Source organism: Streptomyces bullii, from assembly GCF_042657145.1.
Taxonomy (GTDB): Bacteria; Actinomycetota; Actinomycetes; order Streptomycetales; family Streptomycetaceae; genus Streptomyces; species Streptomyces bullii.
This window is the reverse complement of the sequence record NZ_JBHSNY010000017.1, coordinates 17,815-36,505: the sequence shown is the minus strand read 5'-3', so window position 1 is coordinate 36,505 and position 18,691 is coordinate 17,815. Positions and strand designations below refer to the sequence as shown.

The following is an 18,691-nucleotide window of genomic DNA, read 5'->3' as shown; positions in this document are numbered from 1 at the left end:
CGGATCAAGGGGTACGGCACACAGGCCGGTGGCCGCCGGATCCCTCCCCCCATGAGCCGGGGGATCCGGCGGCCACTCGGGTCTACTTGCTGAAGTCGGGCACCAGCTTGGCGATGGCGACCTCAGCGTCGCTCAGGCCCTTGTCCAGGGACTTCTTGCCGCCCGCGATCGAGTTGAGCTCGGTGTCCAGCGGGCCCCACAGGGAGCTGTACTCGGGCAGCTCCGGGCGCGGCTGGGCGGCGGCCAGGACCGTCTGGTACCCGGCGATGCCCGGGTCGGCCTTGACCTCGGCGGTGTAGGCGTCGTCGCGCGTGGGCAGCGTGGCGTTCTTCAGGGCGATGGTCTCCTGGGCCTTCGCCGAGGTCATGAACTGCACGAACTTCAGCGCGGCCTTCTGGTGTGCCTCGTCGGAGCCGGCGTAGACGGACAGGTTGTGTCCGCCGGTCGGGGCGCCCGCCTTGCCGGAGGAGCCGGCCGGGACGGTGGCGATGCCGAGGTTGTTCTTGTCCTTGAAGGCCGAGCCCTTGTAGAAGTTCGTGATCTCCCACGGGCCCTGGATGATCGAGGCGACCTTGCCGCTGACGAACGCCTCCTGGATGTGGGCGTAGGCGTCGGCGGTGGTGTCGGCCTTGTGCAGCCCCTTGCCGCTGAACAGGCTCTTCCAGGTGCCGTAGGCCTTCTTGGCCTCGGGTGAGGTGACGGTGATCTTCTTGGCGTCGACGTCGACGGTGTCGGTGCCCTCGCCGTAGAGGAAGGGCTGGGCGTAGTAGGCCTGGGTGGAGCCCCAGTAGCCGTCCACGCCGGTCTTGTCCTTGATGGTGGCGGCGGCCTTCTTCAGGTCGTCCCAGGTCTTGGGGGCCTCGACGCCGGCCTTCTTGTACAGCTCCTTGTTGTAGACGAGGGCGAGGGTGTCCGTGGTGAAGGGGACGCCGTAGGTCTTGCCCTCGTACTTGGCCTGCTCGATCAGGTTGGGCTTGAACTTGTCCTGCTCGGCGAGGGCCTCGGTGCCGTCCAGCGGGAGGAAGAAGCCCTTCTTGGCGAAGGCGGGGGTCCAGCCGACCTCGGAGCGCAGCAGGTCCGGGGCGCCCTTGGAGCCGGCGGCGGTGTCGAACTTGTTCTGCGCCTGGTCGAAGGGGACGTTGACGTACTTGACCTTGATGCCCTTGTTGGCGGCCTCGAACTCCTTGACCAGGGCCTTGTAGGTGGGCGCCTCGTTGGTCGCGTTGGAGGTGTCCCACCAGGTGATGGTGACCGGACCGGCCGTGTCGCCGCTGTCGCTGTCTCCGCCGCACGCCGTCGCCGTGAGGGCGAGGGACGCCACCAGCGCGGTGGCCGCTATGCCACGCCGCATGAGTTCTCCTTGAGGGTGAAAGCCCGTGGGGTGCGAGGGCGGCCCCGTCTGCCGCTCCCCGCCGACTTGCCGACTGCGCCGTTGCGGCGGCCGGGCGACCGTGAACGTAACAGCGATGTAAGCGTCGCGAAAGACCTTGCAGCAAAAAAGTGCAAGCCCTGCCGATGGTTATCCGGCCGTGACCTCGCCTCGATCGCCGTGAGACCCGGTTTTCCCGCTGATCCGCGGGGGGTCGGACACTTGTGCAAGAGTCTGCAAGCACTTGCCATCCGTTTCCGTCGGGGGAATCATCCGTTGCGGACCGGACGCCACACCACGACATGACGTCGCACCACGACTCGAGGGATCGCCATGACGCAGCAGCCCGCAGCGGGCCGTCCGACGGCGGCGCGCACCAGGCGTCCCGTCGGTGTGCAAGGGGAACCACGGCCGCTACAGTCCAGTGCTGTGACCACACGGCTTGCCGACATCGCTGCTCAGGCGGGGGTGAGCGAAGCGACCGTCAGCCGCGTCCTCAACGGGAAGCCGGGCGTCGCCGCCACCACCCGCCAGTCCGTGCTGGCCGCCCTCGACGTGCTGGGCTACGAACGCCCGGTGCGGTTGCGGCAGCGCAGCGAGGGTCTGGTGGGCCTGATCACCCCCGAGCTGGAGAACCCGATATTCCCGGCGCTGGCGCAGGTGATCGGCCAGGCGCTGACGCGGCAGGGCTACACGCCGGTGCTGGCCACCCAGACCCCCGGCGGGTCGACCGAGGACGAGCTGACGGAGATGCTCGTGGACCGCGGGGTCGCCGGCATCATCTACGTCTCCGGACTGCACGCCGACACCACCGCCGACATGCAGCGCTACGAGCGGCTGCGCGCGCAGGGCGTGCCGTACGTGCTGGTGGACGGGTTCTCCCCGAAGGTGCAGGCGCCGTTCATCTCCCCCGACGACCGGGCGGCGATGACGCTGGCGGTCACGCACCTGGTGTCGCTGGGGCACACCCGTATCGGCCTGGCGCTGGGGCCGAAGCGGTTCGTGCCCGTGCAGCGCAAGATCGAGGGTTTCGTCCGCACCATGCAGGACCTGCTGGGGCTGGGCGCCGAGGCGGTCGAGACGGAGCTGATCCAGCACTCCCTGTACACGCTGGAGGGTGGCCAGGCCGCGGCGACGGCGCTCATGGAGCGCGGCTGCACGGCGATCGTGTGCGCCAGCGACATGATGGCGCTGGGCGCGATACGGGCGGCGCGGCAGCGCGGCCTGGACGTGCCGAAGGACGTCTCGGTGGTCGGCTTCGACGACTCCCCGCTGATCGCCTTCACCGACCCGCCGCTGACGACGATCCGCAAGCCGGTCCCGGCGATGGGCCAGGCGGCCGTGCGTACGCTGCTGGAGGAGATCGGCGGGACGCCCGCGCCGCACAGCGAGTTCGTGTTCATGCCGGAGCTCGTGGTGCGCGGTTCAACTGCTTCAGCCCCTGGGGACCGGACTCGTCCGTGAATCGCCCGTAATCGTCCTCCGGGTGGAGAACTCGCGGTCCGCGGCCCTGCGATGGGAGGAGGCCGGGGCCTGCCCAGGCCGTAGAAGGTGCGGCCCGAACCAGACGAGAGGATGATCGGGGAAGCAGGTCTTTTCTGGCAGACTCTGTGCCTATGGGTGACACGACCGTGACGACACTGGAAGGCCGCGAGGCGGCCGTTCCACATCCCGTCGCGGAGGAGGCGGGGCGGGGTCTCGTGCGCCGGTTGCGCACCCCGCGTCGGCCCCGTTTCTGGTTCGAGATCCTGCTGATCGCGGTGAGTTACTGGACGTACTCACTCATCCGCAACGCCGTGCCGGAGCAGAAGGCCGAGGCGCTGCGCAACGCCGACTGGATCTGGAAGGCCGAGCACCAGCTGGGCATCGCCGTCGAGCAGACGGTCAACCATGCCGTGAACTCGGTGACTTGGCTGATCGTCGGCATGAACTACTACTACGCGACGCTGCACTTCGTGGTGACGCTGGGTGTCCTGGTGTGGCTCTACCGCGGCCACCCGGGCCGTTACTCCGCGACCCGGCTGGTGTTGTTCGCGACGACGGGTGTCGCCCTGGTCGGTTACTACCTGTATCCGCTCGCCCCGCCCCGGCTGATGAACGGCGGCCACTTCGTCGACACGGTCCTGGTGCACGACACCTGGGGTTCGATGGCGTCCGGCGACCTGAAGAACATGTCGAACCAGTACGCGGCGATGCCGTCGATGCACATCGGCTGGTCCCTGTGGTGCGGCCTGACGATCTTCGCGCTGGCGACGGTGCCGTGGGTGCGGGTGCTGGGCCTGGTGTACCCGGCGGCGACGCTGGTGGTCATCGTCGCCACCGCCAACCACTTCTGGCTGGACGCGGTGGGCGGGGTGCTGTGCCTCGGCTTCGGGTTCGCGGTGGCGGGGCTGTGGTACGGGAGCGTGCCGTACGCGCTGCCGCGGCGGGTGGCGCATGAACGCAGGAGGGACGGCCGGCTGCGGCCGACCGGCACTTAGTCGGCTGCAGCCGAGGGGGAGGGCTGCACGGCTCGCGGCGGGAGGCCAGTCGGCTCCAGGCCCCTTTCCGCCGGCTCACCGCCGACGGGGCCGAGCCGACCCGCCGCCGCGGTCAGCGATCCCGTGCCGGGCACGGCCTCTCCCCGGCCCGGACCACCATCACCCGCTGCGCCCTGGGGACCGCCGTCCTGCCGCTCCTCGCCCGCTGGGCCGGGCAGCAGCGCCTGCCCCGCTCCCGCCGCACCCGGGGCCACCTCGTCATGGCCGCACTTTCTGCAACGCCCTGCCGTTCGCCCTGTTCGGCGGGGGGCGAGCAGACCGCCGACTCGGGCATCGCGGGCGTCCTGAACGCCACGCCACCGCTCTACCGTGGTGCCCGCTGATCGGCCTCGTCCTCGGCACGGACCGGGACCTGCGCCCCGTACGGCTGACCGGTCTCGTCCTCGGCTTCGCCGGTACGGTCCTGCTCCTCGCCCCCTGGCACGTGAGGGCCCCTGGGGCACACGGGCCCTGCTGGCCGCCGCCGCGAGCCACGCCGCGGTCTTCGCCCGCGTGGTCCGCACCCTCACCGGCGACGAGGCGCCACCGGCCCCGCTGCCGGTGGTCTCGGTGACCCTGGGAGCGGTGGTCCTGGACGAGCACGTCGGCGCACGGGTCGTGGCGGGCACGCTCGTCGTCCTGACCTGAGGGGGACTGACGCGCAGGCGACCGCCGAAGCCCCCCGCCCCCCGCTACCCGCGCCCCGCGCCGGCGAGACGACGGAGGCGGGCCGTGGCGGTGCGGCTGCACCAGCAGGCCGTACCGCTGCCCCACGGCGTGCAACCGCGGCACGTCCGCGGGCCGTCCGCAGCGGTGTACCGCAGTCCGACGCCTCAGCCGGTCCCACCGCACTGCCGCCCAGCCGCACCACCGCCGACCACGCGAGCGCCCGACCGCCGGAGTCCTACGCCCCGTAGAACAGCTCCTCCACCACGGTCCGAGCCCGTCGCGCCGTACGCCGGTACGCGTCCAGCATGTCCCCCACCCGGCCCGGCCCGTATCCCAAGTACCGCCCGACCGCGGCGAGTTCGCGGCTGTCCGACGGGAAGGTGTCTCCCGCACGCCCCCGCACCAGCATCACCGCGTTGCGCACCCGCGTCGCCAGCACCCACGCCTCGTCCAGCGTCCCGGCGTCCTCCTCGGAGATGAGCCCGGCCTCCCGGGCGGCCGCCAGCGCCTCCCGGGTCCGGGTGGTGCGCAGCCCCGGCTGAGCCGCCCCGTGCCGCAGTTGCAGCAGCTGCACGGTCCACTCCACGTCGGACAGCCCGCCCGGCCCGAGCTTGGCGTGCAGTTTCGGGTCGGCGCCGCGCGGCAGCCGTTCGGACTCCATGCGGGCCTTCAGCCGCCGGATCTCCCGCACGGCGTCGTCCCCGAGCCCGTCCGCCGGAAACCGCAGCGGATCGACCAGCTCGATGAAACGCCGCCCCAGATCCTCGTCGCCGGCGACCGGTTCGGCCCGCAGCAGCGCGTGCGACTCCCACACCAGCGACCACCGGCGGTAGTACGCCTCGTACGACTTCAGGGTGCGGACGAGCGGCCCGGACTTGCCCTCCGGACGCAGGTCGGCGTCGATGAGCAGCGGAGGATCGGCACTGGGGAGCTGCAGCAGGCGCCGCATCTCGGAGACGACCTTGTTGGCGGCCTGTGCGGCCTCCCGCTCGTCGACCCCCTCCCGCGGCTCGTGCACGAACAGCACGTCCGCGTCGGACCCGTAGCCCAGCTCGTGCCCGCCGAACCGGCCCATGCCGATGATCGCGAACCGGGTCGGCAGGGCGTCGCCCCACCCCTCCCGTACGACCGCCCGCAGGGTGCCCGCCAGGGTCGCCGCCGTCAGGTCCGACACCGCACGGCCGACCCGGTCCACCAGGGCGCCCTGGTCGGCCTCGGCCGGCTGGGACTCCGTGCCGTAGGAGCCGACGATGTCGGCGGCGGCGGTGCGGAACAGCTCGCGGCGCCGTACGCCCCGCGCGGCCGTCACCGCCTGGGCCGCGCCGTCGGCCCGCCCCACGGCCGCGAGGATCTCCTGCTCCAGAGGGGCGCGGGACCGCGGTTCGAGTCCCGCGCCGTCCCCGTCGCCGAGCAGCGCGACCGCTTCCGGCGCGCGCATCAGCAGGTCGGGGGCGAGCCGTCCGGCCGACAGCACGCGCGCGAGGTTCTGGGCCGCCGCGCCCTCGTCGCGGAGCAGCCGCAGGTACCAGGGCGTCTTGCCCAGCGCGTCCGACACCTTGCGGAAGTTGAGCAGTCCCGCGTCCGGGTCGGCCGAGTCGGCGAACCAGCCGAGCAGCACCGGCAGCAGGGTCCGCTGGATCGCGGCCTTGCGGCTCACTCCGGAGGCCAGCGCCTCCAGATGGCGCAGGGCGGAGGCGGGGTCGGCGTACCCGAGCGCGACCAGCCGCTCACGGGCCGCCTCGGCGCGCAACCGGACCTCACCGGGGGCGAGTTGGGCGACGGCGTCGAGCAGCGGCCGGTAGAACAGCTTCTCGTGCAGTCGGCGTACGACGCCGGCGTGCCGCTTCCACTCGCGGTTGAGGTCGGCGACCGGGTCGGTGCGCAGCCCCAGCGAGCGCCCGATGCGCCGCAGATCGCTGTCGTCCTCGGGGACGAGGTGGGTCCGCCGCAGCCGGAACAGCTGGATCCGGTGCTCCATGGAGCGCAGGAACCGGTACGCCTCGTCGAGCTGGGCGGCGTCGGCGCGCCCGACGTACCCGCCGGCCGCCAGTGCCTTCAGCGCGTCGAGCGTGGTGCCGCTCCTGAGCGAGGTGTCGGTGCGGCCGTGCACCAGTTGCAGCAGCTGAACGGCGAACTCGACGTCCCGCAGGCCGCCCGGCCCCAGCTTGAGCTGGCGGTCGATCTCGGCGACGGGGATGTTCTCCACCACGCGGCGGCGCATCTTCTGCACGTCGGTGACGAAGTTCTCGCGCTCGGCCGCCTTCCACACCAGGGGCCGCACGGCGGCGACGTACTCCTCGCCGAGCCCCGCGTCACCGGCCACCGGGCGGGCCTTGAGCAGCGCCTGGAACTCCCAGGTCTTGGCCCAGCGCTGGTAGTAGGCGAGGTGGCTGGAGAGGGTGCGCACGAGCGGGCCGTTCCTGCCCTCGGGCCGCAGGTTGGCGTCGACGGGCCAGATCGAGCCCTCGACGGTGGTCTCGGAGCAGATCCGCATCATGTGCGAGGCGAGCCGGGTCGCGGCGCGCAGGGCCTTGCCCTCGTCGGCGCCGTCGACGGCCTCGCCGACGAAGATGACGTCCACGTCGGAGACGTAGTTCAGCTCGTGGCCGCCGCACTTGCCCATCGCTATGACCGCGAGCCGGCACAGTGCCGCGTCGTCGGGCGCGGCGGCCCCGGCCAGGGCGAGGGCGGCGCGCAGTGTGGCGGTGGCGAGGTCGGCGAGTTCGGCGGCGGTCTGGGCGACGTCGGTGGTGCCGCAGACGTCGCGGGCCGCGATGGACAGCAGGCAGCGCCGGTAGGCGACGCGCAGGGAGACCGGGTCGGTCACGTCGGCGAGGCCGCGTTCGAACTCCTCCACTCCCGGGTGCAGGTCCCGGGGCTCGTACATGACGAGCGCGTGCCAGTCGCCGGGGTGCCGGGCGAGGTGGTCGGCGAGGGCGGTGGAGGCGCCGAGCACGCCGAGCAGCCGGTCGCGCAGCGGCTTGGCCGCCGTCAGGGTGTCGAGCAGTTCCCGGCGGGCGGTGGGGCCCGGCTGGGCCTCCAGCAGCCGGACCAGTCCGAGCAGCGCGAGATCGGGGTCGGCGGTCGCGCCGAGCGCGTCCAGCAGGACCGGGTCGTCGCGCAGCGGCGCCAGCTCGGGGCTGTCCAGGAGCCGCTCGGCGGCGGTGGCATCGGTGAAGCCGTGCCGCAGCAGTCGCGTGAAGGTACTGCTTCTGCGTCCCGGCCCCGCCGTCATCCTCGGCCTCCCTCCGGATCAAGCTCGTACGGCCTTGAGCCTAACCGGAGACCTGGGGGGAAGCTCCGGGACGGGTTCCGATGAGTTCCGGGCCCGGCCGGGGTCCCTCCTGCGGGGCACTCGTCGATGCGGAGGTGGGCACCATGCGGGAACCCGAGGCCGAGCTGGACCCCCGGTACAGCAGCGAGGGCGCCGCCGCGCCCGGCTGGTCCGAGGCCGAGGCGCTGCTGGCCGGAGCCGAACTCTTCTGGATCTCGACGGTCCGTCCCGACGGACGGCCGCACGTGACACCACTGCCCGCGGTCTGGGCGGACGGCGCGCTGCACTTCTGCACCGGCCCCGAGGAGCGCAAGGCGCGAAACCTCGCGGCCAACCCGCACGTCGTGCTGACCACCGGCACCAACACCTGGGACAAGGGCTACGACCTGGTGGTCGAGGGCGAGGCGGTGCGTGTGCCGGACGACGCCCGGCTGCGCGAGCTGGCCGCGGCGTGGGAGGCGAAGTACGGCAGCTTCTGGCACTTCGAGGTGCGGGACGGCTGCTTCCACCACGGTCCCGGCCGGGCCGTCGTCTACTCGGTGGCGCCGCGCACGGTTTTCGGCTTCGGTAAGGGGGAGCCGTTCAGCCAGACCCGCTGGCGGTTCGTCTGACGTCGACGAAGGAGTCACGCCGTGGAGTACACGCTCGAAGTGATCCCGCTGCCCGTGAGCGACATCGACCGGGCCCGGGACTTCTACCGGGACAAGGTCGGCTTCCACGTCGACATCGACCAGGAGGTCATGCCCGGCATGCGGATCGTCCAGCTGACCCCTCCGGGCTCCGGCTGCTCGATCGCCCTGGGCGACAGCATCTGGGAGATGGCCCGGGGCCCGCGCCCCGCTCCCGGCTCCTACCAGGGCCTGCAACTGTGCGTCGCCGACATCGAGGCGGCCCACGCCGAACTGCGCGAACGCGGCCTCGACGTCTCCGAGCCGGTCCGCTACGCCCCGGACGACGGCGCGACGTTCCTGTACTTCCAGGACCCGGACGGCAACGGGTGGGCGATCCAGGAGTACCGGCGGAGGGCTTCCGAGCCGCTGCATCAGGTGCTGGCGGACCTGGCGAAGACGCGGGTGCGGTAGCGGCAGCCACCGCACCAGGACGAGACGCCGCACGACACGGTCCAGGGGGACGGCGACGTACTCCCGCCCCCCTCGGCCGTCGGCTCTCGGCTCTCGGCCGCCGGTTCGGCTACGCCGTCTCCCGCCACCCGTTCGTGATCGGCAGTCGGCGGTCCTTCCCGAAGCCCTTCACCGAGATCTTCGTGCCCGGCGGGTACTGGCGGCGCTTGTACTCGGCCGTGTCGACCATGCGCAGCGTCCTGGTGACCAGGTCGCGGTCGTAGCCGGCGGCCACGATCTCGTCCGCGCCCTTGTCGCGGTCGACGTACAGGTCGAGGATCGCGTCGAGGACCGGGTAGTCCGGCAGCGAGTCCGTGTCGACCTGGCCCGGGCGCAGTTCCGCGCTCGGCGGCTTGGTGATGGAGTTCTCGGGGATGGGCGGGGTCTGGCCGCGTTCCCGCGCCGCCCGGTTGCGCCATTCCGCCAGCCGGAAGATCGACGTCTTGTACACGTCCTTGATGGGGCCGTACGCGCCCACCGAGTCGCCGTACAGGGTCGAATAGCCGACCGCCAGCTCCGACTTGTTGCCGGGGGCCAGGACGATGTGGCCCTCCTGGTTGGAGATCGCCATCAGGAGCGTGCCGCGCAGGCGCGACTGGAGGTTCTCCTCCGCCAGGCCCGTCAGGCCCAGGGAGTCCATGTACGCGTCGAACATGGGGGCGATCGGGACCGTACGGAAGTTCAGGCCCGTGCGGCGGGCCAGTTCCGCCGCGTCGTCCTTGGAGTGCTCGGAGGAGTACTTGGACGGCATCGACACGCCGTACACGTTCTGCGCGCCCAGCGCGTCGCACGCGATGGCGGCGACGAGGGAGGAGTCGATGCCGCCGGACAGGCCGATGAGGACCGACTTGAAGCCGTTCTTCTCGACGTACGCCCTCAGGCCCACGACGAGCGCCGAGTAGACCTCCTCGTCGTCGTCCAGCCGGTCCGCGTAGCCGCCGGTGTGCCGCGGCTCGTACGCCGGCAGGGGCTCCTCCGACAGGACGACCCGGTCGATGCGCAGTCCGTCGTCGACCACGCCGGTCGGCGCGTCGGCCGCCGCGGCCGGCAGGTCGAGGTCCAGGACCACGCAGCCCTCGGAGAACTGCGGTGCCCGCGCGACGACCTCGCCGTCCCGGTCGACGACGATCGAGTCGCCGTCGAAGACCAGCTCGTCCTGGCCGCCGACCATGGCGAGGTAGGCCGTGGTGCAGCCGGCCTCCTGAGCCCGCTTGCGGACCAGTTCCAGACGGGTGTCGTCCTTGTTGCGCTCGTAGGGGGAGGCGTTGATGGAGAGCAGCAGGCCGGCCCGTGCCGAGCGGGCCGCCGGGACGCGGCCCCCGTCCTGCCACAGGTCCTCGCAGATGGCGAGGGCGACGTCCACGCCGTGGACCCGCAGGACCGGCATGCTGTCGCCGGGCACGAAGTAGCGGAACTCGTCGAAGACGCCGTAGTTGGGCAGGTGGTGCTTGGCGAAGGTGAGCACCACCTCGCCGCGGTGCAGCACCGCCGCCGCGTTCTGCGGGGCGCCGGCCGGCTGGCCGTACTTCGGCTGCGCGGTCTCGCAGCGGTCGAGGTAGCCGACGATCACCGGCAGCTCTCCGAGGCCCTCCTCGGCGAGACGCCCGGCGAGCGAGCGCAGGGCCGCGCGGGACGCCTCCACGAAGGACGACCTGAGGGCCAGGTCCTCGACGGGATAGCCGGTCAGCGCCATCTCAGGGAACGCCACGAGATGCGCTCCCTGCTCGGCGGAGTGCCGTGTCCAGCGGACGACGGTCTCGGCGTTCCCGGCGAGGTCACCGACACGGGAGTCGATCTGGTTCAGGGCGAGGCGTAGTTGAGGCACGCGGCCCAGTGTAATCGTCAAAGCGACGCGATGGGGTGGCCCATGTCACCCGGGGCCGCTCACACCCGGCTCAGCGCGAGGAAGAGGGCCCAGGCCGGCGGGCCGGTGCGCGGTGAGGCGTCGTGTGAGATGCACCATGCCGCATACGGCGTCAACGATGGCCGATAGCAGTGGAGAACCTTGGGCGAACACGAGCAATTCGCCCATAACGACCACAGCCGACATGTCTGTGCGAACCAGTGCGGTGGCTGCTGGGAATCGCTCTCGTTCTTACTGCCCTGTCCCCACCTTTGACGGCACGGCAGATGCCTGGGAAGTGGTCCGGTGCGGGGCAGCACGCCGCTGGCCCGGTGGCAAGGCTCCCCTTTTTCTGCGAATCCGCATAGTAGCGATCTCTCATTGCCTGCGTACGGGGGCCTTCTGAAAATGACGGGCGAGCGGCACCGGAATGCCGGCCCTGCCGTGGCCGGTCGACAAGGATGAGAATGAAACGAAAACTGGCAACGATACTGGCCGCGGTCGCGGTTATCCTCGCGTTCATGGCCATGCCGTCCGAGGGTGCCACCCCAGCCTCCCGCCTGGGTGTCTACGTGGGTCCGGGCAAGACCGCCGAGGTGAACGGCTTCCAGACATGGCTGAGCCGGTCGCCGGTGGACGCCACCGACTATCTCGACCCGTCCGAGAACACCCTGTGGAACCAGTACGCGACCCAGTACTGGGGCGAGTGGAAGAAGGCCAGGGCCGACCGGCGGTTCGTGCTCGGGCTGCCGCTGCTGCCCAAGGGCGGGAACTTCGCGGCCGGGCTCGCCGGTCAGTACGACAGCCAGTTCCGGGTCCTTGCCGACCTGATGATCAAGAACGGCCTGGGCGACTCCGTCGTCCGCCTCGGGTACGAGGGCAACAACAAGAACATCGGAGCCTGGCAGGGAACCGACGACCCGGCGGCTTACCGGGCGATGTTCCGGCGGGTGGTCACCCTTATGCGTGCTCGCAGCGGGGCGAACTTCAAATTCGACTACAACATGGCTGTCGGCCCCGCGGGGAAGGTCACGTCGTTCGAGACGCTTTACCCCGGGGACGCCTATGTCGACATCGTGGGTCTGAACATCTACGACGTGTGGTGGGGCCACCCGGAGGCCACGCCGTCACAGCGGTGGAACCACACCCTCACCACCACCATGGGGGTGAATCAGTTCAAGGCGTTCGCCGCCGCCCACAACAAGCCGAAGTCGTACCCGGAATGGGGCCTTTACCGCAAGGGCGACGCGTATGCGGGCGGAGGCGACTCGCCCTACTTCATCGACCGCATGGCCGAACTGGTCCAGGACTCGACGTACCAGGCGTATTTCGACTTGGACTGGGGCGGCGGAACCCTGGACGAATTCCCGAACGGCAAGGCGCAGTACAAGCTTCGCTTCGGCGGCTAGGCGCTCCGGCTCCCGGCGGGGTTCCCGCCGGGAGCCGGACGCGGGCAGCGCCGACGGTCGCGGCCGAGGGCGGGCCTCAGCGGCGGCGGTACGACTCGACGTAACCGTTCGCGGGCGTGCCCACGCCCGTCACGTCGTCGTAGCCCCTCACGGCCTTGAGCGAACTGTCCTTGCCCAGGCTGCGGACGGACGTCGTCAGGCCGTTCGTCGCGTCGTAGCCGTTCACGAAGTCGACGCGTGCCACCGCCAGGCCGGAGCCCGTGGGGTCGTCGGTGACGTCGTGGTAGAGCTTCGAGCCGTACCTGGCGTAGATCACCGGGTTGGCGAAGCCGATCAGCTTGCCGCCGCGGGCCTCCTGGGCGAGGGCCTGCACGGCCGCGATGACCGGGGCGGCCAGCGAGGTGCCGCCGATGCGGTACTCGTCGTACGCCTGGCTCTTCCCGTCCGGCAGGGTCTGCGTCTGGCCGACGAGGAAGCCGGTGTTCGGGTCGGCGATCGCCGCGATGTCCGGGACGACCCGGTTGCCGGCCGCGCCGTACGCCTTGGCGAGCGAGTCCGGGACCACGCCCTTCTGATACGTGGGCTCGGCGACCGTCCGGCTGGTGCCGCCGCCCGCGCCCGAGGTGAAGGCGCCGGGGAAGTCCGTCCAGCTCTTGCCGTCGGCCGACAGCACCGCCTTCTCCGTTCCCCAGCCGGTCTCCCACCGGTACGTGTTGTTCCTGCCGACCGCGAGCGAGGTGCCGCCCACCGCCGTCACCCACGCCGAGTCGGCCGGGGTGTCGACCTGCTGCGTCCCGGTGCTGGCGACCTCGTCGCCGTTGTCGCCGGAGGAGAAGTAGAAGCCGATGCCCTCGACCGCCCCCAGCTGGAAGACCTGGTCGTAGGCGGCGGCGAGCTCCGGGGTCTGGTCGGCCTCGATGTCGCCCCAGGAGTTGGAGACGATGTCGGCGAGGTGGTGGTCGACGACCTTGCCGAGGGCGTCGAGCAGGTCGTCGTCGTAGCAGGAGGCGGCGCCCACGTACGTGACGTCGGCGGCGGGCGCCACCGCGTGCACGGCCTCCACGTCGAGGGTCTCCTCGCCGTACCAGCCGGCGGCGCCGCACTCCTTGGTCTGCGTGTAGTTCTTGGGCAGCACCTGGTGGAGCTGGCCGCTGCGCCAGGCGGCGTCGCCGTGCTTCCCGGCGTACGTGGCCGCGTCGAAGGCGATGGTGGGCGAGGCGTAGGCGTCGGTGATGGCGACGCGCACGCCCTTGCCGGTGCGGGTGCCCGCACCGTACGCGGCCCGCAGCTGCCTGCCCGTGTAGCCCTTGACCGCGTACGGGATCTTCTTGCCGTACGCCTCGGGCAGCGTGCTCGCGACGTTCGAGCCGTAGTACGAGGAGAACGGTCCTGCGTTGCGGAACACCGTCCCCGGCGGCGGAAGTTGATCGTCGTGGGTCGCCTTGTGGGGCGCGTCGTCCAGCCCGGTCACGGTCAGGACGGCCTCAGCCAGGCTCGCCGGGACGGAGGCGGTGTGCGCGGGGGCCCGGTAGGTCCGGGAGCCCTTGACGTAATCGTGCATCTGGGTGCCGAACGCCTGCTCCGCCGCGGCCACGTCACCGGTGACGGCGACGTAGTGCGGTGTGACGTCCGTGACCTTCAGGCCCGCCGACGTCAGCCAGGAGTTCACGGCCGCCACCTGCTGCGCGGTCGCGCCGAAGCGGGCCTGCGCCTGCCGGGCGCTGAGGTACTTGCCGTACGAGGCCGAGGCCGGGTCGGACACGGCCTTGGCGTACGCGGCGAGGCCGGCCACGTCCCGGCCGGCGAGGTAGACCCGGGCGGTCACCCGGGCGCTGTCGGAGGTGGCACCCCGGTCGGCCTTGGGCGTGGCCCACGCGGGCTTGGTCCCGGCCAGCGTGTCCCGTGCCGGAGTGTCCGCGGCGTGTGCCGCGGGTATGCCGAGCGCCAGCGCACCGACGATCATGGGCAGTGTCGCCGCCATGCTCACTCCGGCGCGCACCTTGGCGCGGTTGGATCTCATGGAACCCCCTGTGCGGTTCGTCGCGAGTGGATCACTCGACGCTCGCCACTCTTGCGATGAACCGTTCATGCCAGGGGAATGCCCGCCCCAAGAAGCGCCCTACCGAAGCCAAGAAGAACCCAAGTCATCAGCGGGCAGGGCAATTCGAGGCTTACGTGCTGCCCCCCCGGGAGGCCGACGGCGCTACGGCCTCGGCTCGGCGCCCCGCGCCTTGAGCATGTCCGACATCAGCGCGATCTCCGACTCCTGCGCGTCCACCATGCCCTGCGCCAGCCGCTTCTCCACGCCGACCGCGCACTTGTCCACACAGCCCTCGGCCATGTGGACGCCGCCCTTGTGATGGTCCGTCATGAGCTGGAGGTAGAAGACCTCCGCCTGCTTCCCGCTGAGCGTGCCGAGCTTCTCCATCTCGGTGTTGGTCGCCATGCCCGGCATCAGCGCGCCGTCCTTGCCGGAGGCCATGTCGCCCATGCCCATCCAGGTCATCGGCGGCTCGGACGACGACACCTTCGGCAGCCCCCACAGGTCCAGCCAGCCGAGCAGCATGCCGCGCTGGTTGGCCTGCGTCTGGGCGATGTCGTACGCGAGGCGGCGCACCTCCTCGTCCTTCGTGCGGTCGCGCACGATGTACGACATCTCCACGGCCTGCTGGTGGTGCACCGCCATGTCGCGCGCGAACCCGGCGTCGGCGGAGTCGGCCGCGGGGGTGTCGGCGGAGCCGTCGTCCTCGGCTACCGCGTAGGTGATCGCGCCGGCCGCGACGAGCACGGCCGCCGCGGCACCCGCGACCAGTCCCGCGTGCCTCACTTCGACAGACCGTTCGTGCAGGCGGCACCCGGCTCGGGCGTCTGCTGCCCCTGGACGTACTTCTCCAGGAACGCGTCCACGTTCGGGTCGTCGGCGCCCGTCACCGTGCGCTGGTGGCCCCACGCCGTCAGCATGATCGGGTCCTGCTGGTCGTCGACCGGGCTCATCAGCGTGTACGGCGTTTTCCTCACCTTCGCCGCGAGCGCGTCGACGTCGGCCTTCTTCGCCTCGCTGTTGTACGTCACCCACACCGCGCCGTGCTCCAGCGAGTGGACGGCGTTGGTGGTGTTGATCTGCTCGGTGTAGACGTCCCCGTTGCAGTTCATCCACACCGGGTTGTGGTCGCCGCCGACCGGGGGCTGCACCGGGTACTTCACTGCCTTGGTGACGTGGTTGCGGGAGAGGGTCCCCTTCCAGGTCTTCACCCCGTCCTTGCCCGTGACGAAGCTGCCGGTGGACTTCGAGTCGCTCGCCACGCTGCCGCTGTCGTCGGACTGCGACTGCACCAGGACGACACCGCCGACGACGAGCCCGGTGACGATCACCACGCTGGCCCCGATGGTGAGGATGCGGTTGCGGCGTTCCCGAGCCTGCTCGGCGCGCCGCATCTCCGCTATGCGCGCCTTGCGTGCCGCACTGCTCTTCTTGGCGGTACCCATGAGGTGTGTCCTTCGGGGTGGGGTGGGACGGGTGGGGGTGGGACAGGTGGGTCGGACGAGGGGTGCGCTGATCGTAATGGGGGAGGTGGTGCCGCTCGTAGAGAGCCCACAGGAAGGGGGCTGAATCGATACGGCACTGACAGCCTCCCGACAGGTTCCCGGCCCCGTTCGGGGACGGCTGGAGAGGCGCTCGGGGACGGCTTCCGGATTCCGGGCGGCTCCGGGGCAGGCACCGCCCGGATCGTTTGAAGCCCGGGTTCCCATTATCTACGCTGCGGGAATGCGGCTGCCGCGCTCCACCGACCTCGCCCCGCGGGTCCTCGTGCGGCTCGCCGTCGCGGGCGGGTCCAGACCGGCGGCCCGCGCGCCTTGCAGGGTGTCGGCGGCGTGATCGACTGCGAGGGCGCCACGCTCTGCCCCCCGAGACGAACCGACCCGGGCGCCGGGTACCGCAAGGCGTCGCGGATCGGCCATTACCAATGTCAGTCCGAGCAGGCAAGATGGTCGGCAGAGCGGTACACCTGCCGTACGCCCAGCGTTCAGGCCGGGGTCGGTCGGCCGATCAAGGTCCGCAACGCGCATGAAATGCTGTTGTGGTGTGATGCCCAGGTGCCCGACCGCCTCCTGTGGTACGCGAGTGAAGGCGGCCTGACCAGCAAGGATGGGGAAGCGGAAGATGGACAAGCAGCAGGAGTTCGTGCTCCGGACGTTGGAGGAGCGCGACATCCGGTTCGTACGCCTGTGGTTCACGGACGTGCTGGGCTTCCTGAAGTCCGTGGCCGTGGCCCCGGCCGAACTGGAACAGGCCTTCGACGAGGGCATCGGCTTCGACGGCTCCGCCATCGAGGGCTTCGCCCGGGTCTACGAGTCCGACATGATCGCCAAGCCGGACCCGTCGACGTTCCAGATCCTGCCGTGGCGCGCGGAGGCCCCCGGTACCGCCCGCATGTTCTGCGACATCCTCATGCCGGACGGCTCCCCGTCCTTCGCCGACCCGCGCTACGTCCTCAAGCGCGCCCTGGCCCGCACCTCCGACCTGGGCTTCACCTTCTACACGCACCCCGAGATCGAGTTCTTCCTGCTGAAGGACAAGCCGGTCGACGGCTCCGTGCCGACCCCCGCCGACAACTCCGGTTACTTCGACCACACCCCGCAGAACATCGGCATGGACTTCCGCCGCCAGGCGATCACCATGCTGGAGTCGATGGGCATCTCGGTCGAGTTCTCCCACCACGAGGGCGCGCCAGGCCAGCAGGAGATCGACCTGCGGTACGCGGACGCCCTCTCCACGGCGGACAACATCATGACGTTCCGCCTGGTCATGAAGCAGGTCGCGCTGGAGCAGGGCGTACAGGCAACCTTCATGCCGAAGCCGTTCTCCGAGCACCCGGGCTCCGGCATGCACACGCACCTCTCCCTCTTCGAGGGCGACCGCAACGCCTTCTACGAGTCCGGCGCCGAGTACCAGCTCTCCAAGGTCGGCCGCTCGTTCATCGCGGGCCTGCTGCGGCACGCGGCGGAGATCTCCGCGGTCACCAACCAGTGGGTCAACTCCTACAAGCGCATCTGGGGCGGCACGGAGCGCACGGCGGGCGCCGGCGGCGAGGCCCCCTCCTACATCTGCTGGGGCCACAACAACCGCTCGGCCCTGGTCCGCGTCCCCATGTACAAGCCGGGCAAGACGGGCTCGGCGCGGGTCGAGGTCCGCTCCCTGGACTCGGGCGCGAACCCCTACCTGGCGTACGCGGTGCTCCTGGCCGCCGGTCTGAAGGGCATCGAGGAGGGCTACGAACTCCCGCCGGGCGCCGAGGACGACGTCTGGGCCCTCTCCGACGCCGAACGCCGCGCCCTGGGCATCGAGCCCCTCCCCCAGAACCTCGGCGAGGCCCTGACCCTGATGGAACGCAGCGACCTGGTCGCCGAGACCCTCGGCGAACACGTCTTCGACTTCTTCCTGCGCAACAAGCGCCAGGAGTGGGAGGAGTACCGCAGCGAGGTGACGGCGTTCGAGCTGCGGAAGAACCTGCCGGTGCTGTAGGCGCAGGTCAGAGCAGGTTTCCCGCTGATTCGGCGGGTGGGGCCGACGGTCGTGGACCGTCGGCCCCACGGTGCCCCAGTGGCCCTGGGCCGTCCGGAGCCGTACCGGTGAGCGGGACCATAGGATCGCCGGCATGGCACTGCGACCGGTTCAGGTGAACATCAAGGCGCTCGACGCCTCGGCAGTCGGCCGGTTCTGGGCGGAGGCGCTCGGCTGGAGTGCCTACAGCCCTGGTGTGACGACCTACGTCGGCCCCGTCGGTGGCCTGGTGTGGCCGGACCCGGTCGCCGTCGGCGTCGACGTCGTTCCCGTTCCGGAACCCAAGACCGCCACGAAGAACCGTGTGCACCTCGATCTCGCCACCGCCTCCACGGCCCATCAGGCGGAGTTGGTCGCGCGCCTCCGGGCTCTCGGTGCGACGTCCGCCCACGTGGGCCAGGGCGAAGTGCCGTGGACGGTCCTCGCCGACCCGGAGGGCAACGAGTTCTGCGTGCTGGAGCCTCGGGAGATCTACCGGGACACCGGGCCGATCGCCGCGGTGGTGGTCGACTGCTCGGATCCGCGGGTCATGGCCCGGTTCTGGGACGAGGCGATGGACTGGACCCTGCACGAGGTGACCGACGGTCGTGCGCGGTTGCGCTCCGCCGAGGGTGTCGGCCCTTATCTCGAGTTCCTCCGCACGCCCGACGTGAAGACCGTGCCGGACCGCGTCCATCTTGACCTGCTGCCGTACCCCGGCGACGACCGAGCGGCGGAGCTGGCCCGGCTGCGGGCCCTCGGCGCCACCGACCTCGACCTCGGGCAGGGCGACGTCCCGTGGACGTGCCTGGCCGACCCGGAGGGCCACGAGTTCTGCGTCCTTACCCCGTCGTGACGCGCAGCATCAACGCGATGGGGCAGTCCCTCCGTGGGAATCCGCCGGTGCTGCAACCGGAAGCTGACAGCGGGAGGGGGACGGCCTGA

14 protein-coding genes are annotated in these 18,691 nt (G+C 70.9%); 8 read left to right on the top strand and 6 right to left on the bottom strand.

Features of this window, described 5'->3' with window-relative positions; all coding sequences use genetic code 11:
• Positions 1-82: 82 nt before the first annotated feature.
• A complete protein-coding gene (locus tag ACFPZJ_RS36615) occupies positions 83-1,351 on the bottom strand; it encodes an extracellular solute-binding protein (protein ID WP_381030927.1) in 1,269 nt (422 codons plus the stop codon).
• Between the two features lie 447 nt (positions 1,352-1,798).
• Between ACFPZJ_RS36615 and ACFPZJ_RS36610 the strand changes: the two genes are divergently transcribed.
• From ACFPZJ_RS36610 to ACFPZJ_RS36600, 3 genes are all read left to right on the top strand, one after another.
• On the top strand, positions 1,799-2,833 hold the full coding sequence (locus tag ACFPZJ_RS36610; RefSeq protein ID WP_381030926.1) for a LacI family DNA-binding transcriptional regulator: 1,035 nt from the start codon (positions 1,799-1,801) through the stop codon (positions 2,831-2,833).
• A 152-nt stretch (positions 2,834-2,985) separates the two neighbouring features.
• Positions 2,986-3,849 (top strand): phosphatase PAP2 family protein, encoded by an 864-nt coding sequence (locus ACFPZJ_RS36605; protein WP_381030924.1) that lies wholly within the window; start codon positions 2,986-2,988, stop codon positions 3,847-3,849.
• A 552-nt stretch (positions 3,850-4,401) separates the two neighbouring features.
• Positions 4,402-4,536: a hypothetical protein gene (locus ACFPZJ_RS36600; protein WP_381030922.1), complete on the top strand. Its 135-nt coding sequence runs from the start codon at positions 4,402-4,404 to the stop codon at positions 4,534-4,536.
• Between the two features lie 256 nt (positions 4,537-4,792).
• Here ACFPZJ_RS36600 and ACFPZJ_RS36595 read toward each other — a convergent pair whose 3' ends face one another.
• Positions 4,793-7,792, bottom strand: coding sequence for a bifunctional [glutamine synthetase] adenylyltransferase/[glutamine synthetase]-adenylyl-L-tyrosine phosphorylase (locus ACFPZJ_RS36595; RefSeq protein WP_381030920.1), 3,000 nt, complete (start codon positions 7,790-7,792; stop codon positions 4,793-4,795).
• A gap of 143 nt (positions 7,793-7,935) precedes the next feature.
• Here ACFPZJ_RS36595 and ACFPZJ_RS36590 point away from each other — a divergent pair, with 143 nt between their 5' ends.
• Positions 7,936-8,442: a pyridoxamine 5'-phosphate oxidase family protein gene (locus tag ACFPZJ_RS36590; RefSeq protein WP_381030918.1), complete on the top strand. Its 507-nt coding sequence runs from the start codon at positions 7,936-7,938 to the stop codon at positions 8,440-8,442.
• A 21-nt stretch (positions 8,443-8,463) separates the two neighbouring features.
• Positions 8,464-8,913, top strand: coding sequence for a VOC family protein (locus ACFPZJ_RS36585; RefSeq protein ID WP_381030916.1), 450 nt, complete (start codon positions 8,464-8,466; stop codon positions 8,911-8,913).
• A gap of 109 nt (positions 8,914-9,022) precedes the next feature.
• Here the strand turns inward: ACFPZJ_RS36585 and ACFPZJ_RS36580 are convergent, their stop codons facing one another.
• Entirely contained in the window at positions 9,023-10,777 is a 1,755-nt protein-coding gene (locus tag ACFPZJ_RS36580; RefSeq protein WP_381030915.1) for an NAD+ synthase, read from the bottom strand.
• A 539-nt stretch (positions 10,778-11,316) separates the two neighbouring features.
• Between ACFPZJ_RS36580 and ACFPZJ_RS36575 the strand changes: the two genes are divergently transcribed.
• Entirely contained in the window at positions 11,317-12,204 is an 888-nt protein-coding gene (locus ACFPZJ_RS36575) for a glycosyl hydrolase (protein ID WP_381030913.1), read from the top strand.
• Positions 12,205-12,280: 76 nt separating this feature from the next.
• On the opposite strand, the gene ACFPZJ_RS36570 is transcribed toward ACFPZJ_RS36575, so the two are convergent.
• From ACFPZJ_RS36570 to ACFPZJ_RS36560, 3 genes are all read right to left on the bottom strand, one after another.
• Positions 12,281-14,224 (bottom strand): S53 family peptidase, encoded by a 1,944-nt coding sequence (locus tag ACFPZJ_RS36570; protein WP_381030911.1) that lies wholly within the window; start codon positions 14,222-14,224, stop codon positions 12,281-12,283.
• Between the two features lie 183 nt (positions 14,225-14,407).
• Complete coding sequence (locus ACFPZJ_RS36565; protein WP_381030909.1) at positions 14,408-15,031, bottom strand: DUF305 domain-containing protein; 624 nt, start codon at positions 15,029-15,031, stop codon at positions 14,408-14,410.
• Complete coding sequence (locus tag ACFPZJ_RS36560) at positions 15,028-15,690, bottom strand: DUF3105 domain-containing protein (protein ID WP_381030907.1); 663 nt, start codon at positions 15,688-15,690, stop codon at positions 15,028-15,030. Before ACFPZJ_RS36560 ends, ACFPZJ_RS36565 begins: the two co-directional genes overlap by 4 nt.
• A gap of 676 nt (positions 15,691-16,366) precedes the next feature.
• Between ACFPZJ_RS36560 and ACFPZJ_RS36555 the strand changes: the two genes are divergently transcribed.
• A complete protein-coding gene (locus ACFPZJ_RS36555; RefSeq protein WP_381030905.1) occupies positions 16,367-17,728 on the top strand; it encodes a glutamine synthetase family protein in 1,362 nt (453 codons plus the stop codon).
• A gap of 133 nt (positions 17,729-17,861) precedes the next feature.
• The gene (locus ACFPZJ_RS36550; protein ID WP_381030903.1) at positions 17,862-18,602 is read left to right on the top strand and encodes a VOC family protein; all 741 of its coding nucleotides are present in this window, start codon (positions 17,862-17,864) and stop codon (positions 18,600-18,602) included.
• Positions 18,603-18,691 lie beyond the last annotated feature (89 nt).